The following is a 19,592-nucleotide window of genomic DNA, read 5'->3' as shown; positions in this document are numbered from 1 at the left end:
AAGATTGGAAAGTGCTATTTGGTTTATGAAGGAAACGCGGCACTGAAGATTAGATGAACGTCTTGTAGGGAAGATGTTAACAACGAGCTTTTCGTGAGGGATACACGAGCTGAGAGCTCATTGCCAAAATTCCTTGCTGTTGGCTCGACTTTGGAGAGATTTTGGGTAGACATACTGCCTCTGAGGGTACGTCGCTGAATATTGAGCATTTAGCGCCAGCTAAACCAGGTTCACGTCGCGCCCTGCGTGAAGCACAACGGGCACAGGAGCGCTCTATGAATAAAGCTTCTGTTGTGACGGCGGCACATATTGCGCAGGCTGTAGAGGGTGTAAGTGCGCCAAAAGCACAGCCGCAAATGCTCGTCACCCCGTATGTAGCAGCAAAACCAGCGGTCGCTGTTGAGAGCTCTGATGTTACGACGGAACATGTAGCTACAAATACTTATGCTGAGTACATGAACGATAACTTGGTTCGTCCTGAAGTTATCATCCGCACTCCTAAGCGTGCTCCGCGAATCTTTACAAAGTCTCGCGCAGCGGTAGTGGCGTTGGTGGCTGCTAGCTCCACGCTCAGCGTTGCTGCTGGTGCGTCGTCGTACACCTCTGCACACCAAGTTGTTAATGCTCAAGGAACTGCTTTCGCTTCGGCAACCAAGGCTCCAGTAGTTCAGAAGCTGACTCTTTCCGTTGAGGTTGACGGCAAGAAGCACAGTGTGGATGCCCTCACCGGAGCAACTGTGGCACGAGTTCTTGACGATGCTGGTATCACGGTTGGAACGTTGGACGAAGTATCTAAAGCTCTTGATTCAACTGTGGACGACGGCGATTCCATCAAGATCGTACGCGTCACCAAAGATACGATTTCTGAGCAGTTCACGGATCCACACTCATCATCTGAGCAACAGGACGCGAATTTGCCAAAGGGTGAGCGTCAGGTTGCCACTCAGGGTGTGGACGGGCAAGGATCGCGAACCTACTCCATTACCTATAAAGATGGCGTCGAAGTTAAACGAGAGGTGCTTGCTGAATCAATCACCCAAGCTCGTGTAGACGAAGTAGTGAAAGTTGGAACTGCGGAGAAGGCTGCAACGCCAGTTCCTGGTACAGCTGCTCCAGGTGCGCCCGCATCCGGTCCAGTTAGCCCAGGATCGAATCGAGAGATTGCCCAGTCAATGCTGGCATCCTTTGGATGGGGCCCTGAACAGTTCGCATACCTTGATTACCTATGGCAAAAAGAATCCGGATGGAATCAGCATGCCGCAAACCGTAGTTCTGGTGCTTACGGAATTCCTCAGGCATTACCAGGAGGTAAGATGGCATCAGCAGGTGCAGATTGGGCGACCAATCCTGCGACTCAGATCCGCTGGGGACTTGGCTACATCAAGGGTCGTTATGGTTCTCCACAAGCAGCTTATGCTCACTCCAAGAGCACAGGTTGGTACTAGTCACGATTAGCTCGGGTAAATATTAATCGAAGGGCAAACTAGGTAGTATTAACATTTATGACGAGTGAAACTTATCCGGGTAGTGGCGAAAACTCGCCGCTACCCGGAACTTTATTGGGGCCGGTACAAATTCGTGATCTGGCAAAGCGACTGGGTATTCGACCCACTAAGACGCTTGGCCAAAATTTTGTGCACGACGCAGGTACCGTTCGCCGTATCGTTCGTGATGCCCAGGTAAAACCGGGGGATGCCGTGGTGGAGGTTGGCCCCGGTTTAGGCTCACTCACTTTGGCAATCCTTGAAACCGGAGCTTTAGTTTCCGCAATAGAAATTGATCCGCCGCTTGCTCAACAACTACCAAATACGGTTGCGGAATTTATGCCCGAATTAACTAAGAATTTCGCAGTTCTTAATCGCGACGCAATGAAAATTGGATCGAACGTCGATCTTGCCATTCCCGCTATGTGGGGTGCTGAGAACCCTGGTGTTGCCTTTGCACCAAAACACCTAGTTGCGAACCTGCCGTACAACGTGGCTGTGCCGATTCTTATCGTTTTGCTAGAAAATTTACCGAGCCTAGAGACCGTTACTGTAATGGTGCAGTCTGAAGTTGCCGATCGTTTGGCGGCTGAACCAGGTTCACGAACCTACGGCGTGCCTTCAGTCAAAGCAGCCTGGTATGCAGATATCTGGCGTGGCGCGAAGATTTCTAGAAACGTATTTTGGCCGGTTCCTAACGTCGATTCGGCATTAGTTCATATGAAAGCCCATCCCACCCCACAGAACGTTGATCGGGAACTTGTTTTCGACGTCGTCGATGCAGCGTTTGCGCAACGACGCAAGACTTTGCGTGCAGCGCTCGGATCATGGATTGGCACTCCGACGCTTGCCGAAGATATCTTGACGAAAGCGGGAATAGATTTCCGTCTAAGAGGCGAACGCTTGACGATTGCGGACTTCATCCAGGTTGCGCAAGCGATTGAATCAGGATTAACTCCCGAACAAATCAGAGAACTAAAAGTTCGGAAATGAACGAGGTTAGCGTGCATAGAGTTGTTGTATCCGCACCTGCGAAGGTAAACCTAGCGCTACGAGTGGGAGCCAAACGTGAAGATGGTTTTCACCCGTTAGACACGGTATTTGAAGCCCTAGATTTATTTGACGACGTCGAAGCCACGGTAGCCGATGAACTCTCGATGGAAATCGAGGGAATTGGATCGGATCTTCCAACCGATGATTCGAACCTAGTTATGAAGGCTGCTAGGTTACTTCAAGAGTTTACCGGCACCAATTTTGGTGCCCATATGAAGGTTACGAAACGTATTCCAGTTGCGGGAGGAATGGCTGGTGGTTCTGCCGATGCCGCGGCAACTCTTGTCGCGTTAAACGCACTCTGGGAGCTTAACCTTACGAAAGAACAGCTCAGCGAACTCGGCGCGCAGCTCGGATCAGATATTCCATTCGCATTATTTGGATTGGTAGCGCGAGGCACATCCCGCGGAGAAGCTCTTGAAGCTGTGAAACCGGGTGCTTTGCACGGCTGGATCCTATTGACTAATCCGGTGGGACTTTCCACCCCGTCGGTTTTCCGAAAATTTGATGAACTTTCCCCTGATGCAGGGCAACCAGCGAGCACTGAAGATTTATGCGAAGCCGTCAAAGGTGACGATATTGCATACCTTGGGTCATTGCTCGTAAACGACCTCGAAGCACCAGCTTTTGCGTTGCGACCAGACCTCGCTGAAATCATTATTGCTCTTCAAACGGTTGGATACGGCGTTGTGCTTTCGGGTTCTGGCCCTACGATTGCAGTTCTGTGTGACATCGAGAAGCTGGAAGTGCTTAAGGCAGAGCTCGCAAACGCATTCCCGGAATTGATGATTGTGACCGCGGTTGGACCTGCGGCTGGAGCTCATATAAGGCAGCGAAGCTAGTGGCACATATTCTTAACCTCGAAAATGTTTCGATTTCCCTTGGGTCGCGGCCAATTTTGGGGGATGTGAATCTGTCTCTTGAAGACGGATCACGCGTTGGCATTGTTGGTCCCAATGGTGGCGGTAAATCCACGTTGCTAAAGTTAATGACGCGCGCTCTTTCCCCTGATTCGGGCCGCGTTACGATGGTCAACGGCACTCGAATGGCTGTGCTTACCCAAGCTGATACCCTTGATCCATCGTCTACGGTTCGTACTGCGATCCACGCCGGTGCCTCCGATTTTGAATGGGCATCCGATGCTCATATTCGTGAGCTGCACTCAGGTCTGATCCCAGATGTAGACCTCGATCGGTCCGTCACCGAGCTCTCTGGTGGACAGCGACGCCGAGTTGCTCTGGCTGCGACGCTTTGCCAAGACGCGGACGTGGTGGTCTTGGACGAACCGACTAACCACCTTGATATTGAAGGTGTGACGTTCCTAGCCGACTATCTCAATCGTCGCTTTGGGCGCTGTAGTGGGGCGCTCGTCGTCGTCACCCACGATCGTTGGTTCCTCGATGCCGTCTGTGAGCGGATGTGGGAAGTAATTCCAGGTAACGACGGTGCAGGTGGACGCAACCCTCAGCCAGGTAGCGTCGAAATCTATGAAGGTGGCTACGCTGCTTATATTTTGCAACGTGCCGAGAGGGCACGACTAGCTCAGCAGGCTGCGGAGAAACGGAATAACTTGCTTCGCAAAGAGTTAGCTTGGCTTCGTAGAGGCGCACCGGCTCGAACTTCGAAGCCACGTTTCAGGATCGAAGCTGCGAACGAGCTAATTGCAAATGAACCGCCCCCACGCGACTCGATTGAGCTAGCGAAAATGGCTACCTCCCGCCTAGGTAAAGATGTAGTCGATTTGATCGACGTTGATTTTGCATGGCCGAACGCTACCGAAAAAACGTTAAGTAATGTAACTGTGCGTCTCGCTCCAGGAGAAAGAATCGGAATCCTGGGGCGAAATGGTGCAGGAAAATCTTCGTTACTTGGGCTGATCAACAAGACTCTTGCTCCTACTGCTGGTCGAGTAAAACACGGTAAAACCGTTGTTTTAGCTACGCTTTCGCAGGAGACTCGTGAATTAGATGAAGTTGCCGATAGGCGCGTCGTCGAAGCGGTACACGACATCGCCACCCATGTTGTGGTCGGTAAAAAAGAAATGAGCGCCTCCCAGCTGGTGGAAAAGCTTGGCTTTACCAGGGAGCGTGCTTGGACGCGCGTGAGTGAACTCTCTGGTGGCGAGCGGCGGCGCCTTCAACTACTGCGATTGCTGGTAGGAGAGCCGAATGTGCTACTTCTTGACGAGCCGACGAACGACCTTGATACCGATACTTTGGCGGCGATAGAGGATCTGCTTGATTCATGGCCAGGTACCTTGGTGGTTGTTTCACATGATCGCTACTTACTGGAGCGAATAACGGATCACCAGGTTGCGGTGATGGACGGTCACGTACGTGATCTTCCGGGAGGCGTTGACCAATACCTAGAGTTATCTGCCGACGCCGAAACAGGAGTTTCAAACACGGATACGGGAGCGCCGCCGCCACAGCTTGGAAGCCAATCAGATTCGTGCGGCGAGTCAGGAATAAGTGCCGCAGCGAAAGAACGCTTGGCTAAGAAGGCAATGGACCGCATCGAAAGGCAACTCGATAAACTGAATAAGCAAGTAGCAGCGCTTGGGGCAAAACAAACCGAATTAGCAATGAGCGGTGACTATGATGAATTGGCCGTGGTTGGCAAAGAAATAGTGGAGCTTAATCAGCGAATTGAAGAGCTCGAAGAAGAGTGGTTGGAAGCGTCCGTAGACGTAACATCTTGATGTCAAGTAATATCAGGATTGTGAGTAGTCAAGAAAATGTGCCGGTGGGAGACGAAGTCGACCACATCGTTGCAGCTTGGGAGGATCAACGCCCTGATCTTGATGCACGCCCGCTCGCGCTGTTTTCGCGATTGTTAAGATTGGGCAGGCATTTAGATCGGATCCGTCGTTCAACGTTCGGTGAATTTGGGCTTGAAACTTGGGAATTTGAAATGCTGTCCGCGCTGAGGCGGCAAGGTGAGCCTTTTCGGCTAACTGCTGGGCAACTCATGCAAGAAACCTTGGTTTCCTCGGGGACTATCACTAATCGCATTGACCGAATGGTTGAGCATGGTTTCGTTAGTCGCGTATCTGAGCCGAGCGACGGGCGCGTGGTTTATGTTGTAGCAACTGAAAACGGGATTTCTGCTGTGGATAAGGCAATGGAAGCGCTCCTAGTGGTGGAAAGATCTCTCATCGACGGTATTGAACCAGGTGATAATAAAGCTGCGGTGACCGTGATTCGGACGATCCTCGAGCGGATGGATTCCGAGTAGCGAAAATTCTTCTTGACAGGGCCTTTATGGTGATTAGTTCCCATTAATAGTTCTGATCTATGGAATGTAATCTGGGGGGGGAATCACGCCAGATAGTGCGCGATGCCCCCCAGATTGATTAGTGGTTGTTTGAATCAGTGCTTTGAGCTCAGCGCTTCGCGAAGCTTTAGACGCTTACCCATATGAAGGATTGAGTTTGAATAGATTCGCCCTGCCAGTATTGACAGCAAGTAAACAGCAACGATACCCACAGCAACAGCGGCAATCATCTCGCTGGTTCCTACCACTCCATATGCCTGGCGTACTGGCATCATGAAAGGCGTGAAGCCAGGGATGAAGGAGAAAATTTTCGTAAGCAATGAATCAGGCTGTGCTGGAACAAGGAAAAGACCTAGGTAGAATGGCACGAACATGAACATTGTGAATGGTCCCGTGATAGCGCCGAGGTCCTCTTGACGTGAGACGGTTGCGGCAAGTGCGCCAGCGATCGTCGTAAATGTAAAGAAGCCCAAAATTATCCACACGAAAACCCAGATAACTGTTGACCCAAGATCAAAGGAAGTCGAGACCCCAGCGATTTTCAGTGCAACAATTCCGGTAGCGACGTAAATAACCATTTGCAAGAGAATGAATGCACCAATTCCAAGGATTTTTCCGAGGAGTAAAGTTCTTGGTTTCACCGCCGAAAGAAGGATTTCCACAACCCGAGATGACTTCTCTTCAACCACACCGATACTGATTGTGGATAGGCCCGTTATTACAGCAAAGAAGAGGAACATCTGTGTAGCGAGGCTAGCGAAATATGCTGCGGGGTTTGTTTCAATAAGGTTCTTACCCTCTGAAGGAATGGTAGTGACTTTGGGGGTGAGAGCTTGCTTAATCGCCATCTCTGCTTCATTTGTTAGAGGCCCCGTAACCCGATCTGCTGTGTTGAGCACAGAAACTTGGGAGATCACCGATACCATGGCCTTGTTTACGTCTTGACCTTGGTCTTCGCTTTGAATAATTTCTGGCTTATCGGGAGTTCCAGTCAAGACTGCCGATGGCTTGGCACTCGCAGAATTGCTCTGATTCTTCAGCCACTCTTTCGCTTCACTTTGCTTGATACCCTCGACTTCAATTATTCCGGTAGCACCAAGACTAGATGCGTAGGGCATCATGTCTTCAGTGACACCAATTGTGAAACCTGTGGAATGATCCGACGGAGAATCGTCTGAATACTTTTCGCTGAAGTATTTTCCGGCAATTCCACCTGCCAAAATTAAGATTACGGTAACAACCGTTCCAATACGCTGGGCTTTTGCGCCTGCAAGTACCTTGAATTCGCGCTTAATGATGTGCTTTAGCATCGTCACTTCCTCCCGAAAAGACCAGCTAGACCGGACTTCTTCTTTGGTTCAGATATCGTTTCTTCGGTAGAAGCCGGAACACTCACAACATTCGAGAACATCTCGGTTAAGTGTGGGCGGTAGGTTGAAAATTCGTGGACGGCTCCAACATTGAGCGCAGCACGCAAAACCTGTTGATCATCAACTCCGTTAGGGAGAGTGATGCGCAAAGTGTGATCGCCAACCTGCGTGCTTGTAACTCCAAGTGGGAGCAATGCTTGAGAGAGAACCGTGGGTTCGGCGTCGGACTTAACATCGTAAAGCAGGGTATCGGTCCGGCGAAGCTCATCAATCGTTCCCTCAGAAACGATGCGGCCCTGCGAACAGATTCCCACTCGATCACAGAGACGCTCAACAAGGTCGAGCTGATGGGAGGAGAAAAGGACGGTTGCGCCGTCTTTGATCTTTTCCTTCAGCACATTGCTCATTGCTTCGACGGCGATCGGGTCAAGTCCTGAAAAAGGTTCGTCTAGCACCAAAAACGAAGGGTTATGGATGAGTGCTGCTGCTAGCTGAACACGTTGCTGATTACCCAAGGAAAGTGCCTGGACTTGGTCGCCTCGCCGAGCGGCAACTCCAAGCCGATCAGTCCAGTATTCCATTGCCTTGTGGGCATCTTGAGGAGAAAGTCCTTGCAAAATCGCGAGGTATTCGAGTTGTTCGCCTACTTTCATGCGTGGATAAAGACCGCGTTCTTCTGGCATGTATCCGAACTTCTGGCGATCAGTAAACGTAAGAGGCTTACCATCGAGCAAAACCTCGCCCGAATCACTCTGCAGAACGCCGAGGATTATTCGCATAGTCGTGGTTTTTCCGGCACCGTTCGACCCAACAAACCCAAAGAGTTCGCCGGGAGTTACTGAGAACGTCATGCCGTTGAGTGCTTTCGTCGATCCGAACGTTTTGTGCAGATCGTTGATATAAAGGGTCAACGTTGCTCCTCAAAGGGTTGCTGTTTAGATATAGCAATTCTCAGTTTAACGTATAAATCGGATATCAACGGATAAGCGTAAACACCAGGTGAACGTTTTGCATCCCACAATTTACAATCCGATTGGAAAAGTGCAAGGGATTACTGGCACAATTAATTCCGTAATCCGCCATGGTGTAAAGGCAGCACACGGGTCTTTGGAACCCTTAGTCTAGGTTCGAATCCTAGTGGCGGAGCGAAAATGCCTGTTCATGGTGTTTGGCATCAATAGCCAGGAGGAAGCGTGACTCAGGGTAAAGGATTAGTTGCGGCAATTATCCTAGCTGCGGGTAAAGGTACCCGTATCAAGTCACAGACCCCAAAGGTTCTTCTTGAGATGTGTGGTCGCACCTTGGTCGGACACGCCAATGATGCGGTTCGCGAATTAAGCCCTGACTTCACTGTTTTTGTAGTGCGCCACGAACGTGATCAAGTTGTTTCCCATCTCAACTCTATTAATCCCGAAGCACTTATTGCAGATCAAGATGATATCAAGGGAACCGGACGAGCAGCCTGGTGCGGTATGCAGGTGCTTCCAGCTGACCTTCAGGGTCCAATCCTTGTTCTTGCAGGCGATTCTCCGATGTTTACCTCGGAAGCACTGGCCGATCTGCTCGCTGCTCACGATGGAAACGCCGTCACTGTTCTTTCCACAAAAGTAGAGAACCCACACGGCTATGGTCGAATTTTGCGTGCTGCCACGCCTGGTTCAGAAGAAGCTGACCGCACTCCGCAGGCAACCGGAAGTGTAGTCGGTATTGTTGAAGAAAACGACGCTACCGATTTGGAACGCCAGATATCTGAAATCGGTACGTCCACCTATATTTTTGATGCTCAGTTCCTTCGTGAATCACTTGAGACTCTTGGCACCGATAACGTCCAAGGGGAAATGTACATAACGGACGTTATTGCTCGGGCCGCTTCGCTTGAGGCTGGTGTGGGTTCCTACGTTTTGGCAGATTCTATCCAAGCTGAAGGAGTAAACGACCTCGTTCAGCTTGCAACGCTTCGCGCGGAAAAGAATCGCCGCATCCTTGAGGCTTGGATGCGCACCGGCGTCGCCATTATCGATCCAAGCACGACGACGATTGACGTCGATGTAACGATTGAACCAGATGCGGTAATAGAGCCGGGAACAATTCTGCGGGGATCGACTCATATCGAGGAATTTGCGGTTATTGGGCCGCAAACGGAGCTACGCAATGTGCGCGTAGGTAAGCGGGCGGTCGTTCCGCACTCAGTGCTTGCCGGAACGAATATTCCGGCAGATGAGAAACTGGCGGCTTTTACAGTCTCGGTTTCCGAAACGGAGTAGGCTTGAATTGCCGCTCCGTGCGGCATTTAAGTGATTTAACCCTTGAACAACTAATCACATAAGGAATGGGACGCACGATGACGGGAATTCACACCAGCGGTGAAAAGCATTTAGTTTTAGCCTCTGGCCGAGCACATCCGGAACTCGCAAAGGCGGTTGCCGACGAGCTAGGAATTGATCTTGTTCCTGTTATCGCTTATGAATTTGCGAACTCGGAAACCTACGTGCGTTTCGATGAATCTGTGCGCGGTACAGATGTTTTCATTATCCAATCGATCACTAACCCAGTGAACAAATGGATCATGGAAGCACTAATTATGTGTGATGCCGCCAAGCGCGCGTCGGCAAAACGCATCACAGTGGTTCTTCCTTCCTACCCATATGCACGTCAAGACAAGAAGCACAAGGGACGCGAACCGATTTCTGCTCGACTCATGTCCGATCTATTTAAGACGGCGGGTGCGGATCGAATCATGTCCGTTGATCTTCACGCGTCTCAAACTCAAGGCTTCTTTGACGGGCCGGTTGACCACCTGTGGGCGATGCCTACCTTGGTCGAATACGTTCGTACTCGCATTGATGTTAACAACACTGTTCTTGTTTCCCCTGATGCTGGCCGAATCAAGGTAGCTGAGCAGTGGGGTGAGCGCCTAGGTGGAGTTCCACTCGCATTTGTTCACAAGACCCGTGATATATCCCAGCCGAACCAAGCGGTTGCAAACCGTGTAGTAGGAGATGTAGCTGGGAAGACGGCAGTTATCGTGGACGACTTGATCGACACCGCCGGAACGATCACCGGTGCGGTTCGGGTGGTTCTAGAAGCTGGTGCCAAAGATGTTATCGTTGCGGCTACGCATGGTGTTCTTTCGGATCCTGCCCCACACCGATTGGCTGAGTGTGGATTACGTGAGCTTATTGTTACAGACACTATGCCGATCGGGCCTGAGAAGCGTTTCCCGCAACTTACGATTCTTCCGATTGCACCTGTTCTTGCCAACGCCATTGAAGAAGTATTCAACGACGGTTCGGTAACTTCGCTATTTGACGGAGCTTTCTAGACACGCGTTTACATGCTCCTGAATTAATAGGGAGTTAGTTGTGGGGAGGGTGCGCAGTACATCGCGTACCCTCCCCACAACTATTTTCTAGATGATGGAAGTCAATGGAGTTTGATTCGATTAATCCGAAGGAATAGTATTTTTCACCTGCTATTTTAATGAGGATTTTGCTTGAAACAACGCCCTTTTAGACAAAAGTCCTATTGCTTGAAGAATGATCGTGCTACTTTAAAGTTGTGAGCTGGCATACTTTCATGCCTCCGAACTGCGTCCAACGACGGAATTTTGATTCGGGTGGTTTTCACCGCCGATTGAGCGGGAAAACACAGGCTCCGAAATTAAGAACGGACGGAAACCGTCCGATATTAAAAACCCCACTTCGTTTCCGAGTGGTATTTTGTGTTGCCTTTTTGCCAAGAACCCAATGGAAGTCTCTTTTGATGGTTTTGAAAAAGCTACACATTCATCTTTTCCACCTGCCGAGAAAGGCACTAGCATGATTTCGTTGCGCCGAGAGGTTAAACCAAGCGATCTCAGTAAAGGTCACCGGATCTTCCTTTTGATCCTCGTGTCCATGGGTAGCTCAATTATTTATTCGCCAGCATATCTTAAGAACGTTTTCTATGATCCGCTTATGCGTTCCCTTGACGCAACTAATGCTGATCTTGGAATGATGCTATCCGCATATGCATTAACTGCCACTATTTGTTACTTACCGTCTGGAATCGTAGCGGATAAAGTCCGTGTACGTACTCTTGCGTGGGTTGGATTCACAACCACCGCAATTCTTACTTATATTTACGCCATGCTTCCAAGCATCACCACACTAATGTTTGTGTTTGTTGGAATGGGTATCACAACGATCCTTATTTGGTGGGGTATTCGGTTCAAGCTAGTACGTCTAATCTCCGAGGAAGATTCGTATTCCCGAAATATTGGAGTTTCCTACGGAATCTATGGAGCTGCAGGGCTCGTTATTGGTTTTCTGCAGATTGCAGTTGTCAAAATTTGGGCGGACAACATCGGCTTTGGCGTGCAATTTATGATTGCTGTGCTTGCCACGCTTATTTTAATCCTTGGCATCCTTTCTTACCTATTTATTCCAAAGTTTGAAGGCGAAATTGTTACCGGAGAATCAGCATTCAACCTGAGTTCTGCATTACTAGCGTTGCGTAACCCAGTTGTTTGGCTATCCGCTGGCTGCATGTTCTTTGTCTATTTCTATTACACAGGCGTGAACTACACGACCCCTTATCTTTCGGGAGTAATGGGAGCTTCTTTAGGCGTCGTTACTTTTGTTTCGGTTCTTCGAACCTATGGTGTAACACTTCTGTCAGGACCAGTCTTTGGATTCATTGCGAAAGCGGTTGGTTCGCCGTCGAAAGTAATCGCAGTCGGTTCTATTATTACCGCAGGATTGGTACTGGTATTTACGGTATTACCTACTACCTCCGTAATGGTGATCCTTGCAGCTGTGGTCGTCGTGCTCTTGGGCTTCCTAGCAAATGGTGTATTCGGAATTGTTTCTTCGCAGTTGACCGAAGGTAAAGTTCCACTTTCAGTATTTGGTTCTGCAACAGGAATTCTTTCTGTTGTGGGATTCCTTCCTGATACGTTCTCTTCAACTTGGTTTGGTGGAATGATTGATGCAAAAGGTAATGATGCCTATCCTCAGATCTTTATGATTCTTGCTGGATCTGCAGTAATGGCTGGTATTTTGGCTGTAATTCTTATTGCGTACGTCAAGAAAAATGAAAAGAAACTTGCAGTTGCAGAAGAACAAATTCAAGCCGAAGCGATTGCTGGAGAGTAATCATAATGAATAAACTCGACGTTCCATCGATGTGGTCAAGCCAAATTAATGATGCAGTTAAAATAGCAAAACTGAATTCTGAAGGTGCATATTCCACAGATCAAAGTTATGAAGAACTACGGCTTGCCTACAATAAAGAACGCGCGTTTTGGAATGAAGGCGGTCCGGAGATGGAAAAGACGATTGACACGTTAATTCCTACTCGACACGGAAAAGTTCCGGTCCGCCTTTATTTCCCATCTAAGATAAATGATCATTCACTTATTGTTTTTACACATGGAGGTGGATGGGTACTTGGAAATTGCGATACTCATGATCGAATTACACGTATATTAGCCCACGAGTCTGGCTCGATCGTAGCTTCCGTGGATTATACGCTTGCTCCTGAAGCAGTCTATCCTCAACCTGTTGAGGAAAACGTAGACGTAATTCAATACCTTCATGTGCACGGTGGCAAATGGGGAATTGATGTAGAAGATATCTCTCTAGCGGGAGACTCCGGTGGTGCTCATATCGCCCTTGGTACCTACTTTATGTTGCGAGATAAAGAAAATATCTCGGGCTTTATCAGCTCATTGCTCCTATTCTACGGCTGGTTTGGCCTCCAAGATTCTGTTTCTGCGCGACTTATGGGCGGTGAATGGGACGGTCTGACTCGCGAAGATTTTCAATACTATAAGGATCTTGCACTTGCTGGTCCCGAAGAATATTCGAAACCGTACGTGGATCTCCTCAGTAACGACATGAGTAAAACAATGCCACCAACTTATGTAATGGCTGCTGAGCTTGATCCGCTGATCGACGACTCAAAAGCATTGGCCAAAATGCTTGAAATATGTAACAAATCCGTGGAACTAGATGTTATCCCGGGTGTAATTCATGCCTTTTTGCATTACTCCAAAATGGTTGATGCGGCGGGCGAAGCATTAATACACGCAGCGGAGTTCTTCCAGCGGCGTCATCTATTACGGAAATAAAACAAAGGAAAGAGACAGAAATATGGATTTCTCGCTTAACGAAGAGCAGCAGCTTATGGTGGAAGGATTCACCGAGCTAATGGAAACGGAAAATTGGGAAAACTATTTCCGAGAGTGTGAAGAAAATTCTGAGTACCCCGAAAAATGGGTAAAGGCGATTTGCGATCTGGGTTTTGATCGAATTCTTCTTACAGAAGAACATGATGGATTAGAGCAAGGGTGGCTTTCGCTTACTGCCGTTTATGAAGCGCTCGGTCGTGCTGGTGCACCAACATACGTTCTTTACCAGCTTCCTGGATTAGGAACGGTTTTGCGTGAGGGTACAGAAGAACAGAAGGAAGCAATCTTTTCTTACTTAGGAACTGGTAAGCAAGTGCTCAATTATGCAATGACTGAACCGAGCGCAGGTTCGTCATGGTCAGATATGAGAACAACATACCGCCGCGTTGAGGGAAAAATCATTCTTAACGGACACAAGACGTTCCAAACTTCTGCGATGAAAGTTCCATATCTTATCGTGATGGCTCGTGATGCCGACAACATGGATGTTTACTCGGAGTTCTTCGTTGATATGACGAAAGAAGGAATTACTCGCGAGCCTCTCCACAAGTTGGGTCTACGAATGGACTCGTGTGCTGAAGTGTACTTCAACAACGTAGAACTAGAAGAAAAAGATTTCTTTGGAACTGAAGGAAATGCGTTCCGTCGTGGCGTACAAGACTTTGATCTTGAGCGTTTCCTTGTTGCTCTAACGAACTATGGACAGGCATATTGTGCCTTCGAAGATGCCGCTCGTTACGCGAATCTCCGTGTTCAAGGCGGTGAAGCTATCGGTCGTTATCAGCTGATCCAGCTTAAATTTGCAGAGATGAAAATTCGCTTAACCAATATGCGCAACATGCTTTATGAAATTGCATGGAAGCAAGAAAATGGCTTGCTTGGACGCGGTGATTGCTCAATGGCGAAATATTATTGTGCAAATGCGGCTTTCGCTGTTGTAGACGATGCGCTCCAGGTGCTTTCCGGCGTCGGAATTACAGGTGAACATCGCGTACAACGCTTCTTCCGAGACTTGAGAGTGGATCGTGTTTCTGGCGGCACCGATGAAATGATGATTTTGACTGCCGGTCGAGCAGCGCTTCGTGACTATCGCTAAGGAGGAGCTGTGGAGTTTAACAAACCATCTTTTGGTGTATTAGACGATGTTAAAGTGGTCTATTCGGCGGTTGAAATTGCGGCACCTACGGCGGCAGCAATTATGGCTGAATGGGGAGCCGATGTTACTTGGGTTGAAAACGTATGGACGGGAGATTCCATGCGTGATACCAAGTGGACGAAAGAGATGGAACGCCGCAATATGCGTTCAATTTCAATGAATCCATTCACGGATGAAGGAAAAGAAGTTCTTCGCGCGCTAGTAAAAGATGCCGATATCTTCATCGAATCGTCAAAAGGTCCTGTTTACGCCAGAAAAGGAATTACCGATGAATTCCTATGGGAGATCAATCCAAAATTGGTGATTGTGCATGTGTCTGGTTTTGGGCAGTGGGGCGACGACGTTCAAGTTAATTCTGCTGCTTACGACCTTACCGTAGCCGCTTACGCGGGTATCATTGCACAGAACGGAACTCAAGAACAGCCAACGAATATTTCTCCATATTTGGGTGACTATATTAACTCGTTAATGATTATTTCTTCATCTTTGGCAGCACTGCATCGAGTCGAAAAGACAGGTGAAGGCGAAAGTATTGATCTTGCAATGTATGAAACATTATTGCGAGTAGGTACCTACTATATGATGGATTATCTCAATGAAGGTATTCGTTATCCTAGGCCAGGTGCAAGGCACCAAAATCTCTGTGGTATCGGGATTTATGAATGCCAAGACGGGTTTATTGGTCTTTGTCTCTACGGTGTGCCACAGAATAAGTATTTGCTTGAAGAAATAGGTCTGGGGGAGTTGTGGGGAAGTGAAGAATACCCTGAGGATACCGCTGCGCTTTGGCTGAGTGGTTCTAAGGCACAACTAATTGAAGATAAACTTGAGGCTTACCTTAAGGAACGCTCAAAATACGATGTTCAGCGTGATTTCGTTGCCAATCGAATTGCGGCTCAAGTAGTTAATGAGTTTGATGATATTCTCGCAGCTGATCACGTTAAACAACGCGAATGCTACATCGAATGGATGAAGGAAGACGGCACCTCGGTTAAGGGACTTAATACATTCCCTAAATTTGCACGTAATCCTGGAGCATTTTGGCGACCAATGCCCCAACTTGGGCAGGATACGCGTGATGTGCTTATGCGTGCGGGCTTGCCGGTTGACTATATTGAAAAGCTCATTGAAAACGGCACTGTAAAGACAAACGAGAACTGAGAGTAAGTGGTTGCTCCGATTCTGGTGAGCAACCACTTACCACCGACTACATAGAGCAAGAAAGAGGAGAGCGTCAAGCTCTAGGTGTTGACCATGACTGAAAAAATGAGACTTCGTGAAGTTTGGGCAGATCAATGTATTGCTCAAGCAAACCGTGAGTTTCTGGTTTATGAGGATCCTGATTGCGGAGTTATCCTTACCTACACCTATGAAGAATTTGATGCTCTCACAGATTCTGTTAGTCGGATTCTTATTGGTCGAGGAATCAATTTCGGTGATCGCGTATTAGTGCTTTTAGGAAATTCAGTTGAATTTGTAGCACTACATCTTGCACTCAGTAAAATTGGTGCCGTCCTCGTGCCTATGAACGAAATGTCGTCGGAGGAAGAAATTGACTACTGCATCAAGTTTACAAAGCCAAAAATTGTTGTGACCACTCTGGCAATTTCGGCAAAACTCCAAGACCTCAATTCCTACCCTGAGCTGAATGAAAAAATTCAGAACGCATATTTCATTCATCTTGATGAATTTTCTAAAAAGCAAGAAGAAAAAGGTGTTCCCTACGTAGCGGAGCTCGTCGTCGGAGAAAACCAATGCGCATCAGCGCAATTGGATGTTGGTGGCATTCCCGCTGAAAACGAGCTGGCTGAGATCATGATGACTTCTGGAACAACGTCTGCACCGAAAGGAGTGATGCTGACTCAATATAACTTTGTTCATGCGGGTAGATATGTCAATTGGGAACTCTCAATGACCTCAAGTGACCGCTATGCAACTGCTATGGCTGTGTCTCATGTTAATTTCCAACTGTCAGCTCTGTTACCTGTGATCACAGCAGGAGCAACGTTAATCCTATTTAAACGTTATTCTGCAACAACCTTCTGGAAGAGTGTTCAAAGGCACCAAGCAACACTTATTCAATCGATGGCGATGATGGTTCGGACGATTTTGCTTCAACCGCAAAGCCCAGGAGAACAGAATCATAATATTCGAGAAGTGCATTATTTCTTGCCTCTTTTAGACTCCGAGAAACTTGCTTTCGAAAAACGTTTTAGAGTTCGACTACTTAACAACTACGGATCCACCGAATCTTTGGTGGGCGTCATCACCGATCTTCCCGGTGAAAAACGCAACTGGCCGTCAATCGGAAAAATAGGAACTGGCTATGACGCTGAAATTAGAGACGACGACGGAAGACCTGTTTCTTCGAAAACCCCTGGAACCCTTTGGATTAAGGGTGTACCTGGCAAAACGCTGATGGCTGGGTACTGGCAAGATCCGACGCAGACTGCCAGAACGCTTGTTGATGGCTGGTATAACTCGGGTGACATCGCCTATAAGGACGCCGATGGTTGGTACTTCTATCTGGGAAGAAGGTCAGAATTAATCAAACGTGCTGGTGAAAACGTTTCTGCTTTGGAAGTCGAACGTGTTTTAAGCCAGTGCCCAGGGATAGCTGAAGTTTGTGTAGTTGGTGTTCCTGATCCCATCAGTGATGAAGCTGTAAAAGCTTTTGTTGTGCTCAAGCAGGGTGCGGAATTAACAGCGGTGCAGATTATCGAATATGCCCGAAAAAGACTCTCATATTTTAAAGTGCCAACGATTGTCACTTTTATTGATGAACTTCCCCGCGGACAATACGGAAAAGTTCGACGAAAACTACTGAAATGACTATGGAAGGATAGACATGGCTATTAATACAGAAATGGTGGGAAAGACTTTCGGTCCGTTTCCTCATGATTACACATTCCGTGATTTGGAATTATTCGCACTCGGCTGTGGGGCAGGTATAGATGGTAAAGATGGTCTCGAGTATTTGAACGAAGGAGATGAAAGAAATCCTCAACTCAAAGTGTTGCCGATGTATGGCGCGATGCTCATTGTTGATTCCGCAGTGACCAGAACCATCGATTACGGATACAACTACGCTGGCTCGCTTCATTGGGGATTTGATATTAAATTCCACCAGCCAATTACAAAAATGGCTGACCACATTGAAACCCATGTAAAACTTGAAGGTCTTTATGACCGTGGTGAAGGCAGAGGTTTGCTTGCCCAGCATATCGGAGATTCTTATGATTCCGATGGAAATTTGCTTTTTACAAACGAGTCTTGGGATTGCCTTATCTACGACGGCGGTTGGGGAGGTCCGAAACCACCGAAGGATATCGTTGAAATGCCAGACCGTGAAGCCGACGTAGAGGTTACGGAAAAGATTCCTGAGAACCAAGCGTTAATCTATCGTTTGTCTGGGGATTATCATCCACAGCACATCGATTGGGAATATGCAGCTAAGAATGACCAGCCGCGCCCGATTTTGCACGCAATTTCGTATGCAGGTGTAGTTATGCGCCATGCAATTAATGCGTTTGTGCCAGGGGAACCAGAGCGAATTAAGCGTTTCAAGACTCGTATTACTTCTCCCGTTCTGCCCGGAACTACTCTCACAACGAAATTATGGAAAGTAGGTGAAGGAGAACTTCGATTTGCACTAGTTGATGCAGATGCTGAACAGACAGGAGCAAAACCACATCTTAACTGGGGCATTATCGAGTTCGAATAGGGAGAAAACTGATGAACTACGAGGTTGAAAAACCAGTTAAATTGGACGACTTACCTATGACTCGTTTCCTCAAGAGAGTGACGGTATTTTCTAGTGGCGGTCCTTTTCTCGAAGGGTATGTGCTTGCAATCATTGGTGTTGCCCTTGTTCCTATGGGCAAAGAACTATCGATCGACTCACATTGGAGTGGATTGATTGGAGTTGCGGCATTACTGGGACTGTTCTTAGGAGCATTCCTAGGTGGGTGGATCACCGATGTTCTAGGACGCAAGAAAATGTTTGTCGTCGATGTAGTAACAATTGGTTTGCTCTCCGTACTGTGTTTCTTTTTAACCTCGCCGTTCCAAGTTTTTCTGATGCGATTCTTAATCGGCGTGGCAATTGGTGCTGATTACCCTATTGCCACGTCGATGATTGCAGAATTTACACCACGCCGCTTTCGCGCTATGTCGATGGGAAGCATTGCAGCTGTGTGGTACCTCGGAGCGAACGTGGCCTACTTGGTTGGGTATTTCATGATTGATTTGCCTAATGGGTGGCGTTGGATGCTAGCAAGCTCGGTGATTCCATGTTTGATAATTTTGCTGGGACGCTGGTCAATTCCAGAATCGCCACGGTGGTTGCAATCAAAAGGCCGTGGGCAAGAGGCCGAAACGATCATGCGCTCGGTATTTGGTCGCTCAGTTGTGGTTGACGACGAAGCATGTGAAAACACGAAGCTATCGACCATTTTTCGGAAGAATTATTTGTGGCGAGTCATTTTTGTGGCAATTATTTGGTTGTGCCAAGCAATACCGATGTTCGGTATCTATACCTATGGTCCGCAGATTATCAATCAATTCGGGCTAGGGGAAGGAAAGGCATCCTTCATTGGTGAGATCATCATTGGAATGTTCTTCTTACTCGGTACAATCCCAGCGATGATCCTAACGGAACATTGGGGGCGGCGTCCCGTCGTCGTATGGAGCTTTGCTCTGATGACTCTAGCGATGGCAGTCCTTGGTGTATTACCTGCTGGAGCGATGGGCGGAGTCATCTTCTGTTTCATTGTCTACGCTTTAGCATCTGGAGGACCAGGGAACTTGCAATGGCTTTATCCAAACGAATTGTTCCCTACGAGTGTAAGGGCAACGGCGATGGGAGTGGCGATGTCACTATCGCGCATAGCCACAGTTGTATCGATTTACGTATTGCCAATTGCGCTAGAAAAATATGGACTTTCCGCCACAATGATGGCTGGAGCAGTGATTTCACTCCTAGGTCTACTTGTTTCGATGGTGTGGGCTCCAGAGACTAAGGGGCTTTCACTCGTTGAAACTTCTGCTGAAAATTTCACTGGAAGAAAGAAGAAATAGCG

General features: G+C 48.1%; 16 protein-coding genes and 1 tRNA gene. 15 read left to right on the top strand and 2 right to left on the bottom strand.

Annotation, left to right across the window (positions count from 1 at the left end):
• Positions 1-161: 161 nt before the first annotated feature.
• The 5 genes from EIH22_RS02550 to EIH22_RS02530 are packed head-to-tail and all read left to right on the top strand — an operon-like array spanning position 162 to position 5,774.
• Positions 162-1,445: an aggregation-promoting factor C-terminal-like domain-containing protein gene (locus EIH22_RS02550; RefSeq protein WP_124054241.1), complete on the top strand. Its 1,284-nt coding sequence runs from the start codon at positions 162-164 to the stop codon at positions 1,443-1,445.
• A gap of 57 nt (positions 1,446-1,502) precedes the next feature.
• The gene (gene rsmA / locus EIH22_RS02545; protein ID WP_124054240.1) at positions 1,503-2,477 is read left to right on the top strand and encodes a 16S rRNA (adenine(1518)-N(6)/adenine(1519)-N(6))-dimethyltransferase RsmA; all 975 of its coding nucleotides are present in this window, start codon (positions 1,503-1,505) and stop codon (positions 2,475-2,477) included.
• Positions 2,474-3,379 (top strand): 4-(cytidine 5'-diphospho)-2-C-methyl-D-erythritol kinase, encoded by a 906-nt coding sequence (locus EIH22_RS02540; protein WP_124054239.1) that lies wholly within the window; start codon positions 2,474-2,476, stop codon positions 3,377-3,379. The genes rsmA and EIH22_RS02540 overlap by 4 nt, the downstream gene beginning before the upstream one ends.
• Complete coding sequence (locus EIH22_RS02535; RefSeq protein ID WP_124054238.1) at positions 3,379-5,238, top strand: ABC-F family ATP-binding cassette domain-containing protein; 1,860 nt, start codon at positions 3,379-3,381, stop codon at positions 5,236-5,238. The genes EIH22_RS02540 and EIH22_RS02535 overlap by 1 nt, the downstream gene beginning before the upstream one ends.
• A gap of 20 nt (positions 5,239-5,258) precedes the next feature.
• The gene (locus EIH22_RS02530) at positions 5,259-5,774 is read left to right on the top strand and encodes a MarR family winged helix-turn-helix transcriptional regulator (RefSeq protein WP_200829147.1); all 516 of its coding nucleotides are present in this window, start codon (positions 5,259-5,261) and stop codon (positions 5,772-5,774) included.
• Between the two features lie 134 nt (positions 5,775-5,908).
• Here the strand turns inward: EIH22_RS02530 and EIH22_RS02525 are convergent, their stop codons facing one another.
• Both EIH22_RS02525 and EIH22_RS02520 read right to left on the bottom strand, forming a co-directional pair.
• Positions 5,909-7,123, bottom strand: coding sequence for an ABC transporter permease (locus tag EIH22_RS02525; protein ID WP_124054236.1), 1,215 nt, complete (start codon positions 7,121-7,123; stop codon positions 5,909-5,911).
• A 2-nt stretch (positions 7,124-7,125) separates the two neighbouring features.
• Positions 7,126-8,094: an ABC transporter ATP-binding protein gene (locus tag EIH22_RS02520; protein ID WP_235001743.1), complete on the bottom strand. Its 969-nt coding sequence runs from the start codon at positions 8,092-8,094 to the stop codon at positions 7,126-7,128.
• Between the two features lie 164 nt (positions 8,095-8,258).
• Here EIH22_RS02520 and EIH22_RS02515 point away from each other — a divergent pair.
• From EIH22_RS02515 to EIH22_RS02470, 10 genes are all read left to right on the top strand, one after another.
• Positions 8,259-8,329 (top strand) — tRNA-Gln (locus tag EIH22_RS02515).
• A 47-nt stretch (positions 8,330-8,376) separates the two neighbouring features.
• The gene (locus EIH22_RS02510; RefSeq protein WP_124054235.1) at positions 8,377-9,447 is read left to right on the top strand and encodes an NTP transferase domain-containing protein; all 1,071 of its coding nucleotides are present in this window, start codon (positions 8,377-8,379) and stop codon (positions 9,445-9,447) included.
• A 77-nt stretch (positions 9,448-9,524) separates the two neighbouring features.
• Positions 9,525-10,505 (top strand): ribose-phosphate diphosphokinase, encoded by a 981-nt coding sequence (locus EIH22_RS02505; RefSeq protein ID WP_124054234.1) that lies wholly within the window; start codon positions 9,525-9,527, stop codon positions 10,503-10,505.
• Positions 10,506-11,001: 496 nt separating this feature from the next.
• Positions 11,002-12,318, top strand: coding sequence for an MFS transporter (locus EIH22_RS02500; protein WP_124054233.1), 1,317 nt, complete (start codon positions 11,002-11,004; stop codon positions 12,316-12,318).
• A gap of 5 nt (positions 12,319-12,323) precedes the next feature.
• On the top strand, positions 12,324-13,295 hold the full coding sequence (gene aes / locus EIH22_RS02495; protein WP_235001742.1) for an acetyl esterase: 972 nt from the start codon (positions 12,324-12,326) through the stop codon (positions 13,293-13,295).
• Positions 13,296-13,317: 22 nt separating this feature from the next.
• Positions 13,318-14,451 carry a crotonobetainyl-CoA dehydrogenase gene (gene caiA / locus EIH22_RS02490; protein WP_124054231.1) on the top strand — a complete coding sequence of 378 codons (1,134 nt, stop codon included), beginning with the start codon at positions 13,318-13,320 and terminating at the stop codon, positions 14,449-14,451.
• 9 nt (positions 14,452-14,460) lie between these two features.
• Positions 14,461-15,672: an L-carnitine CoA-transferase gene (gene caiB, locus EIH22_RS02485; RefSeq protein WP_124054230.1), complete on the top strand. Its 1,212-nt coding sequence runs from the start codon at positions 14,461-14,463 to the stop codon at positions 15,670-15,672.
• 93 nt (positions 15,673-15,765) lie between these two features.
• Positions 15,766-17,343, top strand: coding sequence for an AMP-binding protein (locus EIH22_RS02480; RefSeq protein ID WP_124054229.1), 1,578 nt, complete (start codon positions 15,766-15,768; stop codon positions 17,341-17,343).
• A gap of 16 nt (positions 17,344-17,359) precedes the next feature.
• Entirely contained in the window at positions 17,360-18,235 is an 876-nt protein-coding gene (locus EIH22_RS02475; RefSeq protein WP_124054228.1) for a MaoC/PaaZ C-terminal domain-containing protein, read from the top strand.
• A gap of 11 nt (positions 18,236-18,246) precedes the next feature.
• Positions 18,247-19,590, top strand: coding sequence for an MFS transporter (locus tag EIH22_RS02470; protein ID WP_124054227.1), 1,344 nt, complete (start codon positions 18,247-18,249; stop codon positions 19,588-19,590).
• The last annotated feature ends 2 nt before the right edge of the window (positions 19,591-19,592 follow it).

Source organism: Arcanobacterium ihumii, from assembly GCF_900604515.1.
Classification (GTDB): domain Bacteria; phylum Actinomycetota; class Actinomycetes; order Actinomycetales; family Actinomycetaceae; genus Arcanobacterium_A; species Arcanobacterium_A ihumii.
Note: the sequence above shows the minus strand (reverse complement) of the source record. Positions and strands in the feature narration are given on the sequence as shown.